The organism is Vibrio sp. EJY3 (assembly GCF_000241385.1).
Taxonomy (GTDB): Bacteria; Pseudomonadota; Gammaproteobacteria; order Enterobacterales; family Vibrionaceae; genus Vibrio; species Vibrio natriegens.
The window spans coordinates 1,040,782-1,057,614 of record NC_016613.1 but is presented as its reverse complement, the minus strand read 5'-3'; the positions used below and the strand labels follow the sequence as shown (position 1 = coordinate 1,057,614).

The following is a 16,833-nucleotide window of genomic DNA, read 5'->3' as shown; positions in this document are numbered from 1 at the left end:
GTTGACTACTTCTAGGAACAGGCCAACGGTCGCTTAATTACGACTTATTCGCCGTACACATCGTAGTTGAAGTATTTACCAGCAAGTTGTTGGTAAACACCTTTCTCACGTAGTGACAGAATCGCAGCGTCTAGTTTTTGCGTTAAATCTTTGTCTTGCTTGCGAACCGCGATACCAAAGCCTTCACCAAACCATTTAGGATCCGTTAAAGATGGGCCAACAAACTCATACGCATCGCCACCAGCTTTGTTAAGAACGCCTTCCTCCAGAGCAGAAGCGTCACCTAGAACAGCAGCTACACGACCGTTAGCAAGATCAAGATAAGCTTCATCAAATGAGCCGTAACGTACGATCTCAACTTTGTCACCGTAGTTGTCAGTCAGGTATTTATCGTGTGTAGTTGCACGCTGTACCGCGATTTTCTTACCGTCTAGTTTGTCAAAGTCTAGATCAGCGCCTTTCTTCGCAATAAATTTGTTTGGAATAAGTGCGTATTTGCCAGTGAAATCAACTTTCTTCTTGCGCTCTTCTGTAATCGACATTGCCGCAATGATTGCGTCGTATTTGCGCGCCAGTAGAGAAGGAATGATGCCATCCCAGTCTTGAGCAACGATTTGACACTTCACTTGCATTTCTTCACAAAGTGCATTTGCCATGTCAACGTCAAAGCCTTTTAGAGAGCCATCAGTTTCAGTCCAGCTAAACGGAGGGTATGCACCTTCAACACCAAAGCGAACGGTTTTCCATTCTTTCGCTTGAACGGCGCCAGATACAGCCGTTGCAGCAAGCGTTGCTGCTAATAACCACTTTTTCATTTCCGTACTCCTGTGATTTCCATTTTATTTAATTTTGTATGTTGTGTTTACATAGGAGGCAAAAAACTGCCTCCCAAAGATCTCTTAATAAATCGATGAGATAAACTGTTGTAAGCGAGGTGAATCTGGATTGGTAAACAACTTGGCAGGATCACCCTGCTCTTCAACCAGTCCTTGGTGAAGGAACATGACGTGGTTCGATACATCACGAGCAAACGCCATTTCGTGCGTCACTACCAACATCGTACGACCTTCTTCTGCCAAATCTCTCATTACCCCTAACACTTCGCCTACTAATTCTGGATCAAGCGCTGATGTCGGCTCATCAAACAACATGACTTCTGGATCAACGGCTAGCGCACGAGCAATCGCGGCACGTTGCTGCTGACCACCAGATAAATGTCCTGGGTAGTAATCCTTACGCTCATACAGACCTACTTTCTTAAGCAGTACCTCTGCGTTTTCAATAGCTTGAGCTTTAGGCACACCCAATACGTGAACGGGTGCTTCAATGACATTTTCTAGAACAGTAAGATGAGACCATAGGTTAAAACCCTGGAATACCATCGCTAGACGAGAACGAATTCGCTGAACTTGCTTTTCATTCGCGGGAACAGATTCACCAGCTCGGTTATTCTTCATTTGAATAAGCTCACCGTTAACCCAAATCTCACCAGCGGTTGGTGTCTCTAATAAGTTGATACATCTGAGAAAAGTACTCTTACCGGAACCGGAAGAGCCAATGATAGAGATAACATCCCCTTTGTGTGCAGAAAGAGAAATCCCCTTAAGTACTTCGTTTTGTCCAAACGTTTTGTGCAGGTCTTTTATATCTAGCGCTGGTACATCAGTCATGCGCTTTACTCCCTGTGTTTTTTTCACTGCTGTAAGGGACTCCGCCCTATCTATTTCGGAACAAATTAGCACCCCGGCTTGAAAGTTGCAACAAATGATTAACCTAAATAAACCGAATAGTTAGATAGGATAATCAAGTTAATATGCAATATTTAGCACTATATGCTTTATTACTTGAATATTATGTATAAAAAAGCCCCTACAGTGAGGGGCTAAATATATTATAAAAGTGTTAGTTAGTTCTCTCTAACAACAGTGTTTTGGTCTGAGCAACGCGGTTACTAATCGCTCTTACTTCTTGTTCATTCTTCACGATACCAAGTACATCTTCTGTCGTGTCTTTACCCTCACCATTCGCATAAGCTGCCAGAAAATCAGCCACTTGAATATAGCTATTTTCTTCAGTAAAAACATAACTTTGAGAGATTGAAGCACTATCTGAAATCACAAGACTGCTTTCTATATCAGATGGCACACTTGAATAATCAAGTTCAGGTACGATAACTCTATCATTGATGTGTGAGTAAACAGAGTGACGTACAACGTAAGGAGTTGAACCATCCCAAGCACCTTGCTGGTAGCTTACTCGTTGCAGACCACTTTCATTACCCAAACCAATACTGTCACTTAAATAGACCGTACGGTTAGAAACACCAGGTTTGGTATCTTGTGTGTTGCTTACGGCAAAAAGTGAGGTGTCATCAACGTCAATAGTCCAATCGTCGCCTACTACGTCCGTGTATTGCGCTTCCCACCCAGAAGTCACAATGGTTCCATCTACACTGAATGTCCAAACATCGCCATTTAGTTCGTCAGGGTGATAAAACGCGCTTGTTCTCGACACTTCCGCTAAGCGATATGAGAAGTTCTTATAAATCGTGTCAATATCAATGGTTGTAAAATCAATACCAGAGCTACTCACTGATGGCGTAGATGACGAACCCGCAAATACCATTCGGCTATCCGTCCAGTCCTCAAAGCCGTATTGATAAAGAGCAGAACGGGAAGAGGTTCGATACTGCGAAATCATCGTTTTTTCAGTGCTTACGGCTGACAATGTTTCACCTTTCGTGAAGCGTGATTCGTTTGCCGTGACGGTTTCATACTGAGAATCAAAGTAGAAGGTTGAATATGGGTTACCAGCTGCGTCTTCAGCAACTTTGTAGTCTAGGCTGGCCTTGCTTGCGATTTTATCGTTACTGCCCGTCAAACACGTCGTGTTGCTCACATTCGTTTGAGCGGACAGATAGACATTGCGTAATGAAGAATCAGACTCTAACAACTGTTTTGAAAACGTCAGTGCATTAAGAATAGTGCCGTTAGCCTCTTGAATAGTCACGCTCCCCTCATCCGGAATATCTTGCAGAGTTATCGTCAACAGATCATTGCTTGCCGTCACTACATCTCCGACACGCTCACCCGATGCATCTGAATAGTAAGCCGTTAGCTGGTTGTCGATCACACCACCTATTGCATGATAATTGAGGACTTGTTCTATACCATTAGTCGTAAACCTGTCGTAAATAGTACAAGAGCCATTACTGCTTAACGCTTGAGTTTCAGGAGTCACAAAAGTGAACTTATACAGCGTTTTGGGTGTGCTACTGCCGCCACCGCCGCCTCCACAACCGACCATTAATCCCGAAATGATTGCCACTAACGGCACTATTTTAAGCTGTTTCATGTTTTCTTCCTAAACTGAGCGGCAATGATTAGCCAAAAAAGTTGTCTTTTCGGGTTTAAGCAAGATTGAAGCCAGCTTTATATGCATTTGATCGATAACTACATTTCACGTGCCACTAGTGTTATATCGTCTCAGTAATTTCTAGTTTTATGCAACTTGTGTAATGAAATTACGTCCTATTTGGCCCTATCATTCGTGGAACTGACACATTTTGTAGTTTTATTTCACATCGATTATTTAAAGTGATCTAAATCAATCACCCAAAATGGCTATCTTGTTAGACTCCAGCCACCATTTGAGGAAAATTTTGTGCCTCAACACAACAAGTTATTAGCTATGCTTAGGCGCAAGGTTAACGTGCAACAAATCTAATAATAGCTAGCATAGGGCGCACCGTATTACGCGGGACAGCGCAACTTAGTTAAGAATTCATAACTTTTAAATATATGAGGAATCTATGTCAGACGCAGTGAATAAAGTGCACTCTGATTCAGATATCGAGACCAAAAGCTACCGTGAGCTTCATCGTCCAGCATCTGAATTCGAAAGCCGTTCAGACTATCTAGACCACGAACTGCAAATCATGAAGCCACGTCGTTTTGGCTTAAACTTGCCGGGTCGTGATTTCCGTTTCGAGCTTGAAGATTTTGTTCCTGCGATTGCGGGTACGATCGGCATTATTGCAATGTACTCTGCGGTAATGATGTCTTGGGCTGAAGGTTTAACCCAAGCCTGGGATCATGTGCATTTAACAAAAGAGTTTGCTATCGAAGTCGCTCGTGTAGAAATGCTTATCCCTGCACTCCTTTTCTGTGTCTTGGCTTCAGGCGTCTTTAACCCTAAAGCTAACCTTGCTGGTAACCATGGTCCGATGATTCCATTGATCGGTACTATTGCGCTTGCAGGTGCACACCCTCTCGCACTCGCTATCTTAATCGGTATCTTTGGCCTTCTACTCTCCTTTTTCAAAGGCGGCTCAAAACTCGTCAACCTCACTTCTGAAGGCACAGCCGGTGGATTGCTTATTTTCTTAGGCTTGACGGGTACGATTAGCCAAATTAACTCGATTCAAGCGTGGGCGACTGGCTTACAGTCAGCGGATGTAGCTGCTGGCAGCATGGGCTACGTTGGCTTTGTCGTGCTTGGTATCACTGTTGCGATTTATGCTTACCTTGCCAAAATCAATAAACGCTGGTTAGCAATCCCTGTTTGTGCGTTTACAGGTCTGGCAATTGCTTTGGTTCTTGGTGCTGGCTTCGATATTAAATTCGAAACAGAGATGGGCCTGCCTAACCTAAACCCTGTTTACTGGTGGGGTAGCACGGAAGAAGGTTGGATGCTAGGTCTGCCAAATGCAGAACACTTCATCGCTTCTCTGCCATTCGCTATTCTTGCTGTTGCAATGTGGTCACCAGACTTCCTTGGTCACCGTATCTTCCAGGAAATGAACTACCCTCGTAAGACAGAAAAAGTACTGATGGACGTGGATGACACTATGACCATGTGTTCTTTCCGTCAAATGGTTGGTACTGCAGTCGGTGGTGGTAACATCACTTCATCTTGGGGTACTTACATGATCCCGGCAGCTATCGCGAAACGTCCGATTCCAGCTGGTGCTATTCTTCTTGGTCTAATCGTTATGACGGTAGCGATTCTTGGCTTCCCAATGGATGTGGCGGTATGGCCACCTGTAATGCGCGTTGCTCTGCTAGTTGGTGTATCTCTTCCTCTACTTGAAGCCGGTATGCAAATGGTTCGTGACACGAAAGATTCACAAGCAGCAGGTATCTGTATCTTTGCATCGATTGTTGCTAACCCAGTATTAGCTTGGGCATTAACTATGTTCTTAGATAACAACGGTCTGATCGGTGATAAAGAGCGTGCATCACGCTTGTCATTCATGGATAAGATTATTATCCCTGTGACTGTGTTTATTATCTGTTTGGTTGCTATGCTAGCAGTTGGTATGCTAGAAGCTCAATATGGATTAAAAGCTTGGCTATAATGCTTAACGCTTAAAAAAATGTGTGGGTAGCGCTTGTCGCTACCCCATTTTTATCCGAAAAGTTGAGCATTTATTGATTTAGTTTAAGGTTTGCAAAAAAATTTTAGTTTAACCTGCAATTGTTGTTTCAAAAGGTAGACGTTTAAAGCAGTGACAATATTTATGGTTTTGTAACCCTAAAAAGTGATTTTAAGACTATAAATATTGTTATTCATAAGAGTGTACTGTTCCCCTATTTTTCTGGGGATAGCTGGCTCAACGGCGAAGCAGTACGTATTTTTTTCTACTAAAAAGGTAGGTATGTCATGGCAGAGCAATTTGCTAAAGCTTGGGAAGGTTTTGCTGCAGGTGATTGGCAAAACGAAGTAAACGTTCGTGATTTCATTCAGAAGAACTACACTCCGTACGAAGGCGACGAATCTTTCCTAGTTTCTGAAGGTACTGAAGCAACAAACAAGCTTTGGGCTAAAGTAATGGAAGGTATCAAACAAGAGAACGCGACTCACGCTCCTGTTGATTTTGATACATCTGTTATCTCTACCATCACTGCTCACGATGCAGGCTACATCGAAAAAGATCTTGAAACTATCGTAGGTCTACAAACTGAAGCGCCTCTAAAACGTGCGATCATCCCTAACGGTGGTATTCGCATGGTTGAAGGTTCATGCAAAGCATATGACCGCGAACTAGACCCACAAGTTAAGAAAATCTTCACAGAATACCGTAAAACACACAATGCTGGTGTTTTCGATATCTACACTCCTGATATCCTTGCATGTCGTAAGTCTGGTGTACTAACTGGTCTTCCTGACGCATACGGCCGTGGTCGTATCATCGGTGACTACCGTCGCGTTGCGCTTTACGGTATCGACTTCCTAATGAAGGACAAACTAGCTCAGTTCACTTCTCTACAAGAGAAATTTGAGAACGGCGAAGACCTTCACATGACTATGCAACTTCGTGAAGAAATTGCAGAGCAGCACCGCGCTCTAGGTCAAATCAAACAAATGGCTGCGAAATACGGTTTCGATATTTCTCGCCCTGCTGAAACTGCACAAGAAGCTATCCAATGGACTTACTTCGGCTACCTAGCTGCTGTTAAGTCTCAAAACGGTGCTGCAATGTCTCTAGGTCGTACTTCTACATTCCTAGACGTGTACATCGAGCGTGATATCGCTGCAGGTAAGATCACTGAAGATCAAGCTCAAGAAATGATCGACCACTTCGTAATGAAACTACGTATGGTTCGTTTCCTACGTACTCCTGAGTACGATGAGCTATTCTCTGGCGACCCAATCTGGGCAACAGAATCAATGGGTGGTATGGGTCTTGACGGTCGTACGCTAGTAACGCGTTCTAACTTCCGTTTCCTAAACAGCCTATACACTATGGGTCCTTCTCCAGAGCCAAACATCACGGTTCTTTGGTCTGAAGCACTTCCAGATGGTTTCAAACGTTTCTGTGCAAAAGTATCTATCGATACTTCTTCTATCCAGTACGAAAACGACGATCTGATGCGTCCAGACATGGAATCAGACGATTACGCTATCGCTTGTTGTGTATCTCCAATGGTTGTTGGTAAGCAAATGCAGTTCTTCGGTGCTCGTGCGAACCTTGCTAAAACTATGCTTTACACCATCAACGGCGGTATCGATGAGAAGCTGAAGATCCAAGTTGGTCCTAAGATGGACAAGATCGAAGGTGAATACCTAGATTACAACGAGCTATGGGAAAAAATGGATCACTTCATGGATTGGTTAGCTAAGCAGTACGTGACTGCACTAAACAGCATCCACTTCATGCACGACAAGTACAGCTACGAAGCGTCTCTAATGGCTCTACATGACCGTGACGTTAAACGTACAATGGCTTGTGGTATCGCTGGTCTATCTGTTGCTGCTGACTCTCTATCAGCAATCAAATACGCGAAAGTTAAACCAGTTCGTGACGAAGATGGTCTAGCAATCGATTTTGAAATCGAAGGCGATTACCCTAAATTCGGTAACAACGACGCTCGCGTAGATGACATCGCTTGTGAACTTGTTTCTGTATTTATGAACAAGATCCGTGAGCTTAAGACTTACCGTAATGCTATCCCTACTCAGTCTATCCTGACTATCACTTCAAACGTGGTATACGGTAAGAAGACTGGTAACACGCCTGATGGTCGTCGTGCTGGCACTCCATTTGCGCCAGGTGCAAACCCAATGCACGGCCGTGATGAGAAAGGTGCAGTAGCATCATTGACTTCAGTAGCGAAACTACCGTTTGCTGACGCTCAAGATGGTATCTCTTACACATTCTCTATCGTGCCAAATGCACTAGGTAAAGAAGAGACTAGCCAACGTGCTAACCTTGCAGGCCTAATGGATGGTTACTTCCACCACGAAGCTGGCATCGAAGGTGGCCAACACCTAAACGTGAACGTGCTTAACCGCGAAACACTAGAAGACGCAGTTAAACACCCAGAGAAATACCCTCAGCTAACTATCCGTGTATCTGGTTACGCTGTACGTTTCAACTCTCTGACTGCTGAACAGCAAGCTGACGTTATCGCTCGTACATTCACTGAATCACTATAAGACTGTCGCGAAATAACGTTATAGTAATACAATAAGAGCCGGTGCTGAAAAGCATCGGCTTTTTTTCATTTCCACCGCTAATCTTGTGATATTTCAAAAGATTTAGTTGCCTTTCTTACGTATGATGCAAAGAAAAATATTCAGTGCATTATATGAAATTCAATAAATTATTTATTCTTACTCTTTTGTCGCCAGTTGCTTTGGCATCCAACAAATCCACGGTTTCCTTTACGCTTGATAATGACGGTATTTTCGGTGTTGACCATGATTACACCAACGGCATATTTCTCTCTTACGCGACCGGACAATTAAGAAAAGAAAGTGAATGGAGCTGGCTAAGCCTAAACAACACCTCCGACACGAATGTCGATAAAATAGAGCTGGTACTTGGCCATAAAATGTGGACGCCGAGTGATATTGAAGTCGACTACCCTCTGGCGAATGATCGCCCATACGCTGGTTATCTGCACACAGAAATCAATTACCTTTCATTAACTCAAGATAAAGCTGTTCGTTATAACTTTACCATCGGCGCAACGGGCGAAAGCGCTCTGTCCGAGAAAGCACAATCTCTGGTTCACAGCATTACTGGCTCTCCAGACCCTCAAGGTTGGGATTACCAAATTGACGACTATCTGGCGTTCAGTGTTGGATACCGCGCGTTCAATAAGTTAATGCGCAGTGAAGGGAAAAGCACACAATGGGAGATCACCAACGTCAATGACATTAATGCCGGCAACTTCCGCAGTGATGTGTCTCAGGGTGTCATGTTTCGTTGGGGAACCAACTTAGGCAATAGCATCGGTGCAGCCAACATCAGTGTGGAAAGCCCCTTCTCAGCAAGCATGTTATCCAACCACGCCAGCAGCTGGTTCTTGTTTACCGGGTTTGAAGGTCGCTACCGTTTCAATGACATCACACTCGAAGGTGATCGTTCCGGCATTCCAGAACCATCTAAGCCGTATGACGTGACACTGGAACACTGGCAAACAACCGCCGTTGCTGGAGCAACTTGGTATAATCAAAGCTATGGAGCGTGCATAACCTTTACGGTGAAAACTCCAGAATATAAAGAGTCTCCAACCGATATTTATGGTACCGGATCGTTTTCTGTCTTCGCCTTCTTTTAAATAGAAAGCTCAAATGGTCAATAAACAACTCATTGACCATTTGATTAACCGTATTCCCTCACCTTCCTTGCTACAAGACTGTTTTAACCCTGCTTTTTGTAATAAAATAACAGCATTCTTATTTAAGTCATGAGAGCAAAAGATGTCAGCAACTGGTCGAATTCACTCGTTTGAGTCATGTGGTACCGTAGACGGACCTGGTATTCGTTTTATCGTCTTCTTGCAAGGTTGTTTGATGCGTTGTAAGTATTGCCATAACCGCGATACTTGGGATACGCATGACGGTAAAGAAGTTACCGTAGAAGAAATCATTGCAGAGGCGAAATCATACCGTCACTTCATGAAAGCGTCTGGCGGTGGTATCACTTGTTCAGGCGGTGAGGCTATGCTTCAACCGGAGTTTGTTCGTGACTTTTTCCGAGCGGCTAAAGCCGAAGGTATTCATACCTGCCTTGATACCAATGGCTATGTCCGTAAACACACCGATGTGATTGACGAAGTTCTCGATGCCACAGATCTCGTGATGTTGGACATCAAGCACATGAAAGATGAAGTTCATCAGGACTTAATCGGCGTGTCGAACAAGCGTACTCTCGACTTTGCTCGCTATCTGCATAAGATTGGCCAGACGACCTGGATTCGCTACGTTGTGGTTCCTGGTTACACAGATGATCCAGAAGCAGCACACATGCTTGGTGAGTTTATCAAAGATATGGACAACATCGAGAAAGTCGAGCTGCTCCCTTACCACAAACTTGGTGCACACAAATGGGAAGCGCTGGGCCTTGAGTACCCACTTGAAGGTGTGAATCCTCCGTCTAAAGAGACGATGGATGAAATCCAGTCCATTCTTTCTCAGTACCATCCAAATGTAAAATACTAGAGTGGTCCATTTTCTCTGATTAAAAATACCAGCCAAGCGCTGGTATTTTTTTATTCTGTTAAATCAAATAGGTTAAATACCTCATCCGTCCATGTAGAATAGCGCTCGCTGACGAACGTATAAGAAACAAAACAACGTTGTAGGAAATGAGTCATGGATTGGTTTAACTTAGGATCATTAATCGTTATCGCTTGGGTCGTTATTGCTTTTTGCATTCCCGACTGGAGAAAGGCCTTTTGGCCTAAGCTAGAGCAAGAGAAGTCATTTCAGCACATTGTTTTTGCCACTCTTTTTCTGTTAACGATTTTGTGGTCTGCGCAAGCAGGTGTGAAGGAAGGGCTGAAAATACACTTTCTCGCTTTGACGACGTTAACCATGATGTATGGGTGGCGGATGGCGTTTTTGCTCAGTATTCCTGCAATGATTGTTAATCATTGGATACAAGGTACCTCGCTCATCCTGTTACCAAGCTCACTGGTACTTTCCGCCCTATTCCCTATTCTGATCAGTTACTTGGTATTTCTGCTCAGTTACCACTATTTGCCTCGTAATATTTTTGTCTTTATTTTCGTTGCGGGTTTCTTCAACGGGGCAATTACCGGCAGCTTGCATCTGCTGATCAATTCGTTCTATCACTTGTCTGTCGGTCATTACGACTGGGAAACGATTCAGCACAACTACTTTATTTTTGTCCCTCTTCTGGCCTTTCCCGAGGGCTTGCTCAATGGTATGTCTCTCGCTGTGCTGACCGTGTTTAAACCGGAATGGTTGAGAGTTTTCTCCGATAGAGATTATATATACAACCACTATCACAAAAAATAGAGCCCGCTTGATAGATATGGTGCTGAAAGCTAGATAAATTGAGAGTTTCTTGTCATTTTTTCATATTAAATATGTGTTGAGATCATGTTTCACACGTGTCTGAAGCGTTAACCTAAGCACATTAAAAATGTATTAGATTATTTAGTGAGGTCATCATGGAAATGTCAAACGCTCAACGTTTGATTCTATCAAACCAGTACAACCTAATGTCTCAACTCGATCCAAGTAATGCGTCAAAATACAAGCGCTTACAGACAATCGTCGAGCGTGGTTATGAACTACAAATGTGCGAATTAAACAAAGACTTTGGCCGTATTACAGAAGCAGAATGTCGTGAAATCATCGACATTATGGAGATGTATCACGCGATGCAAGAGTCTAACAACCTGCTTGACAGTGACGAGAAAGGCAAAGTCGACCAACGTCGCCTACAGTTTTTGGGATTCGATATCGCTTCGGAAGCGCAACAAGTACATTACGTACGTTTTCTAGTTGACTCTGAAGGCCTTTACCCACAATTTGACAAAGCAGATCACCATTTCAACAGCCAAATGCCAATGCTAGAGAAATACCGTCGTATGCTGCAAACATGGCGTAACTGTCCTCGTCAGTATCACTTATGTCCGAACGAGCTGGCACAAATCTTCAGTGCCTAGTTATACAAACTATTGAATAGGAGAGCTGTGGCTCTCCTTTTTATTTGCCTTATCGCCCATTATCTTTTTCACGTCAGAGCAATTTTCTCAATCTTTCTCCAAGGCTAACGATGAATCACTAACATTGGCCACCTGATGCCAAACATTTGATTTATCAATACTGAACACACCACACAATCCTGCCATTTATGCAAGAGTGATAAATATGCCACTTTTACAATAAATTCATAATTGTTAAGCAAAATTGCAAATCCCCGACTAGGCTTAAGTAGAGAAAGGCTGTGATTGAATGATTCAAATCCACCGCTCACCGTTGTGATGATAAATCTGTACTTAAAGCAAAGTCTTTGGTGTCGCATAACTTACGTCCTGTACAAACCAAATCAGAGGTCAGTACGTATACATTCAGACAACCAAGAGCATGACAACAGGTGAGTAAGCCTTCATCAACGTTCGTCGGTAGACTGACTATTAAAGGGGAAAGCGACATGAGTATTTTCGACCACTATCAATCCAGATATGAAGCTTCTAAAGATGAAGAGATGTCGTTACAGGAGTTTCTAGCCCTGTGTAAGGATGACAAAAGCGCATACGCTAATGCAGCAGAGCGCCTACTGATGGCCATCGGTGAGCCAGAAGTAATCGATACAGCCAAAGATCCACGTCTAAGCCGGATCTTCTCAAACCGCGTTATAGCGCGTTACTCAACATTTAAAGATTTCTATGGCATGGAAGATGCGATAGAACAAATTGTTTCATATCTAAAACATGCTGCTCAAGGTTTAGAAGAACGCAAACAGATTCTTTACCTACTCGGTCCAGTAGGTGGTGGTAAATCATCACTTGCAGAAAAACTGAAAGCATTGATGGAACAAATGCCAATTTATGTGCTTACCGCGAATGGTCAGCGCAGTCCGGTCAATGACCATCCTTTCTGCCTCTTTAAAGCTTCCGAAGATGGCGAAATTCTTAAAAAAGAATACGGTATTGAACAGCGTTACCTACGCTCCATTATGTCTCCTTGGGCAGCCAAACGTCTGCATGAGTTTGGTGGCGACATCACCAAATTTAAAGTCGTCAAAGTCCGCCCTTCGATCCTCGACCAAATCGGGGTAGCGAAAACCGAACCAGGCGATGAAAACAACCAAGACATTTCATCACTAGTCGGTAAAGTCGATATCCGTAAACTTGAACATTACTCTCAAGACGATCCAGATGCCTACAGCTACTCTGGCGCGCTGTGTAAAGCAAACCAAGGCTTGATGGAATTCGTTGAGATGTTCAAAGCTCCGATTAAAGTACTTCACCCGCTACTAACTGCGACTCAGGAAGGTAACTTTAACGGTACGGAAGGCCTGTCTGCGATCCCATTCGATGGCATGATCTTGGCGCACTCGAACGAATCAGAATGGCAAACGTTCCGTAACAACAAAAACAACGAAGCGTTCCTTGACCGTGTGTACATTGTGAAAGTGCCGTACTGTCTACGTGTTTCTGAAGAAGTGAAAATTTACCAAAAACTTCTCGAAAACAGTGAACTGTCACAAGCACCATGTTCACCAAGCACGTTAGAAACGTTGGCGCAATTCAGTATTCTTTCACGCCTGAAAGAGCCTGAAAACTCGTCCATCTTCTCTAAAATGCGGGTATACGACGGTGAAACCCTGAAAGACACCGATCCGAAAGCGAAAAGCTATCAGGAATATCGTGACTACGCCGGGGTTGATGAAGGCATGAACGGCCTGTCCACTCGTTTCGCGTTTAAGATTCTGTCGCGTGTATTTAACTTCGACCAAACCGAAGTAGCCGCGAACCCAGTTCATCTGTTCTACGTCATTGAGCAACAAGTAGAACGTGAACAGTTCCCAACAGAAACGGCAGAGAAATACCTCGAGTTTTTGAAAGGATACCTCGTACCTCGCTACGTCGAGTTCATTGGTAAAGAAATTCAGACCGCGTACCTAGAGTCATACTCTGAGTATGGTCAGAACATCTTTGACCGTTACGTGACCTATGCAGACTTCTGGATTCAGGACCAAGAGTACCGCGATCCAGAAACTGGCCAGCTATTTGACCGCGCTTCACTCAACTTAGAGCTAGAGAAGATCGAGAAAACAGCCGGTATTTCTAACCCTAAAGATTTCCGAAACGAAATCGTCAACTTTGTGCTTCGTGCGAAAGCCACTAACAATGGTCAGAACCCGGTTTGGACCAGCTACGAAAAATTGCGCACAGTTATCGAGAAGAAAATGTTCTCCAACACTGAAGAACTTCTTCCGGTTATCTCATTTAATGCGAAAACCTCTTCTGAAGATCAGAGGAAGCATGACGACTTTGTCGCTCGCATGATGGAAAAAGGCTATACCGAGAAACAGGTTCGCCTACTTTCTGAGTGGTACCTACGAGTACGTAAGTCATCCTAACCAAATGTTGAGTTAGGTCGCTTGTGTGAAACATGAAGAGGGCTATTTCATGGCGCAATTTATAGACCGAAGGCTCAATGGCAAGAACAAGAGCGCTGTTAACAGACAGCGCTTCTTGAAGCGCCATAGAGAGCAAATCAAGGAGTCGGTGGCAGACGCAGTGAATCGACGCTCGATCACGAATACGGAAACGGGCGAAGACGTATCGATACCGCATAAAGACATAACCGAACCGATTTTTCATCAAGGTCAAGGTGGGCTACGTGAGCGTGTCCATCCAGGTAACGATCAGTTCATTACTGGTGACAAAATCGAGCGTCCAAAATCAGGAGGGCAAGGAAGTGGCTCTGGCGAAGGTAATGCAAGTCCGGACGGCGAAGGTCAGGATGAATTTGTATTCCAAATTTCGAAAGACGAATACCTGGATATTCTTTTCGAAGATCTCGAGCTGCCGAATTTAGAGAAAAACCAAATCGCAAAAATTACCGAGTGGAAAACACATCGTGCTGGCTTCCAGACTGCGGGTATCCCCTCTAACATTGCCGTTGTGCGCTCACTCCAACAATCTCTGGCTCGAAGAACGGCCATGACAGCAGGTAAAAAGCGACTTCTCAAAGAACTTGAGGATGAGCTCTCACGTATTAAAAATATGGAGCCTGCTCAACCGTTTGAAGAGACCCGTTTAAAGAGGGAAATAACCGAACTGCGTAAGAAAATCGACAGTGTTCCGTTCATTGATACTTTCGACTTACGTTTCAAAAACTACGAAAAACGCCCTGTTCCATCCAGCCAAGCAGTCATGTTCTGCTTAATGGACGTGTCAGGCTCAATGGATCAAGCAACCAAGGATATCGCAAAACGATTCTACGTACTGCTTTACCTATTCCTAACTCGTACCTATGAAAATGTGGAAGTGGTGTTTATTCGCCACCACACACAGGCAAAAGAAGTGGATGAGCACGAGTTTTTCTACTCTCAGGAAACGGGGGGTACGATCGTATCCAGCGCTCTAAAACTCATGGATGAGATAATCAAAGCTCGTTACCCTGTCGGACAGTGGAACATTTATGCAGCCCAAGCATCCGATGGCGACAACTGGGCGGATGACTCACCGAGATGCCGTGACTTATTAGTGGATAAGTTACTGCCTAACTGTCAGTACTACTCATATATTGAGATCACACGTCGTTCTCACCAAACTTTGTGGCATGAGTATGAAAAACTCACCGAAGAATTTCCTAACTTTGCAATGAAAAATATTCGCTCTGTTGAGGATATCTTCCCTGTCTTCCGTGAACTATTCCACAAAGAAACGGCGTAAGGAGGCTAGCGATGAGTACCGCAACGAAAAACCTCTCTGGTAAAGCTCCAAAAAAGCGCAGTAGCAAGTTGCTACCTGATGGTCCCGACTGGACCTTTGAGTTGCTGGAACGATACCACAAAGAGATAAAACGTGTCGCTGAGCACTATCGCCTCGACACTTACCCAAACCAAATTGAGGTCATCACGTCAGAACAAATGATGGATGCATACTCAAGTATTGGGATGCCGATCAACTACAACCACTGGTCGTTCGGTAAGAAATTCATTCAGACAGAGCAAAACTACAAACACGGCCAAATGGGCTTGGCGTACGAGATAGTCATCAACTCCAACCCTTGTATCGCCTACCTAATGGAAGAGAACACCGTGACTATGCAGGCGCTGGTAATGGCACATGCCTGCTATGGACACAACTCTTTCTTCAAAGGTAACTACCTGTTCCAGACTTGGACAGACGCAAGCTCTATCATTGACTATTTATTGTTCGCAAAAAAATACCTGGCAGAGTGTGAAGAACGTTATGGTGTTCTGGAAGTCGAAAAACTTCTCGATTCTTGCCATGCATTGATGAACTTCGGGGTCGACAGATACAAACGCCCAGAAAAAATCTCCATTACGGAAGAGAAAGCGCGTCAAGAAGAGCGTGAGGCGTACCTGCAATCACAAATTAATGATCTGTGGCGAACCGTGCCTAGGTCGAAAACCAAAGAAGAGGACATCGTAGAGCGCTTCCCAAGTGAACCACAGGAAAACTTACTGTACTTCTTTGAGAAACATGCACCGCTACTCGAGCCATGGCAGCGTGAAGTCATCCGTATTGTGCGTAAGATAAGCCAATACTTCTACCCACAAAAGCAAACTCAGGTGATGAACGAAGGTTGGGCAACGTTCTGGCATTACACCATTCTTAACCATCTTTACGACGAAGGTTTGGTGTCTGAAAAGTTCATCCTAGAGTTCTTACACAGTCACACCAGCGTAGTAGCGCAGCCTGCGTATAACAGCCCTTACTTTAGCGGCATTAACCCTTACGCGCTCGGCTTTGCCATGTTCCGCGACATCAAACGCATCTGTGAAGAGCCAACCGATGAAGATAAGGAATGGTTCCCAGATTTAGCGGGTACCGACTGGCTAGACGCAGTGCACTTTGCAATGCATAACTTCAAAGATGAAAGTTTTATCAGCCAGTACCTGTCACCTAAATTGATACGTGACTTTAAACTGTTCGCTATCAAAGATGATGACCATAAAAACTTCATCGAAATATCGGCGATTCACGATGAGAGCGGTTATAAGAGCATCAGAGAAAAGCTCGCAGCGCAATATAACCTATCGAACCTTGAGCCTAATATTCAGGTCTTTAATGTTGATGTCCGTGGTGATCGTTCATTAACACTTCAATATGTTCCTCACAATCGCATCCCATTGGATGACAGTTATGAAGAAGTATTGAAGCACGTATATCGTATATGGGGCTTTGACGTCGTACTCCAAGAAGTGAAAGATACAGGCCATAGAGAAACGCTGGCAACGTGCCCTAAGCGTAACCAATACGACAACAACATCTGATACCGATTCCTTTAACCCCTAAGCAATACCTCAAAAGCAAAAGGCTCCAAGATTGGAGCCTTTTTATTACAGTGAAACAGCAAAGG

The 16,833-nt window shown here is 44.0% G+C and carries 12 protein-coding genes; 9 read left to right on the top strand and 3 right to left on the bottom strand.

The features are described from left to right. Positions 1-44: 44 nt before the first annotated feature. The 3 genes from VEJY3_RS04810 to VEJY3_RS04800 form a co-directional block, all read right to left on the bottom strand. Positions 45-815 (bottom strand): ABC transporter substrate-binding protein, encoded by a 771-nt coding sequence (locus tag VEJY3_RS04810; RefSeq protein ID WP_014231303.1) that lies wholly within the window; start codon positions 813-815, stop codon positions 45-47. A gap of 84 nt (positions 816-899) precedes the next feature. Beyond that, positions 900-1,670 (bottom strand): ABC transporter ATP-binding protein, encoded by a 771-nt coding sequence (locus VEJY3_RS04805; RefSeq protein WP_014231302.1) that lies wholly within the window; start codon positions 1,668-1,670, stop codon positions 900-902. A 232-nt stretch (positions 1,671-1,902) separates the two neighbouring features. Continuing rightward, a complete protein-coding gene (locus VEJY3_RS04800; protein ID WP_014231301.1) occupies positions 1,903-3,354 on the bottom strand; it encodes a hypothetical protein in 1,452 nt (483 codons plus the stop codon). Between the two features lie 457 nt (positions 3,355-3,811). On the opposite strand from VEJY3_RS04800, the gene VEJY3_RS04795 reads away from it, so the two are divergent. From VEJY3_RS04795 to VEJY3_RS04755, 9 genes are all read left to right on the top strand, one after another. Continuing rightward, complete coding sequence (locus tag VEJY3_RS04795; RefSeq protein ID WP_014231300.1) at positions 3,812-5,359, top strand: DUF3360 family protein; 1,548 nt, start codon at positions 3,812-3,814, stop codon at positions 5,357-5,359. A gap of 305 nt (positions 5,360-5,664) precedes the next feature. Beyond that, positions 5,665-7,941, top strand: coding sequence for a formate C-acetyltransferase (gene pflB / locus VEJY3_RS04790; RefSeq protein WP_014231299.1), 2,277 nt, complete (start codon positions 5,665-5,667; stop codon positions 7,939-7,941). A 152-nt stretch (positions 7,942-8,093) separates the two neighbouring features. Next, on the top strand, positions 8,094-9,071 hold the full coding sequence (locus tag VEJY3_RS04785) for a lipid A deacylase LpxR family protein (RefSeq protein WP_014231298.1): 978 nt from the start codon (positions 8,094-8,096) through the stop codon (positions 9,069-9,071). Positions 9,072-9,213: 142 nt separating this feature from the next. Continuing rightward, a complete protein-coding gene (gene pflA / locus VEJY3_RS04780) occupies positions 9,214-9,954 on the top strand; it encodes a pyruvate formate lyase 1-activating protein (protein WP_014231297.1) in 741 nt (246 codons plus the stop codon). Positions 9,955-10,107: 153 nt separating this feature from the next. After that, on the top strand, positions 10,108-10,776 hold the full coding sequence (locus VEJY3_RS04775) for an energy-coupling factor ABC transporter permease (protein WP_014231296.1): 669 nt from the start codon (positions 10,108-10,110) through the stop codon (positions 10,774-10,776). Positions 10,777-10,931: 155 nt separating this feature from the next. Further along, entirely contained in the window at positions 10,932-11,432 is a 501-nt protein-coding gene (locus VEJY3_RS04770) for a YfbU family protein (RefSeq protein ID WP_014231295.1), read from the top strand. A 488-nt stretch (positions 11,433-11,920) separates the two neighbouring features. Beyond that, a complete protein-coding gene (locus VEJY3_RS04765) occupies positions 11,921-13,855 on the top strand; it encodes a PrkA family serine protein kinase (RefSeq protein WP_014231294.1) in 1,935 nt (644 codons plus the stop codon). Between the two features lie 49 nt (positions 13,856-13,904). Beyond that, positions 13,905-15,176 carry a YeaH/YhbH family protein gene (locus VEJY3_RS04760; RefSeq protein WP_014231293.1) on the top strand — a complete coding sequence of 424 codons (1,272 nt, stop codon included), beginning with the start codon at positions 13,905-13,907 and terminating at the stop codon, positions 15,174-15,176. Positions 15,177-15,187: 11 nt separating this feature from the next. Beyond that, positions 15,188-16,747, top strand: coding sequence for a SpoVR family protein (locus VEJY3_RS04755; RefSeq protein ID WP_014231292.1), 1,560 nt, complete (start codon positions 15,188-15,190; stop codon positions 16,745-16,747). Positions 16,748-16,833: the final 86 nt, after the last annotated feature.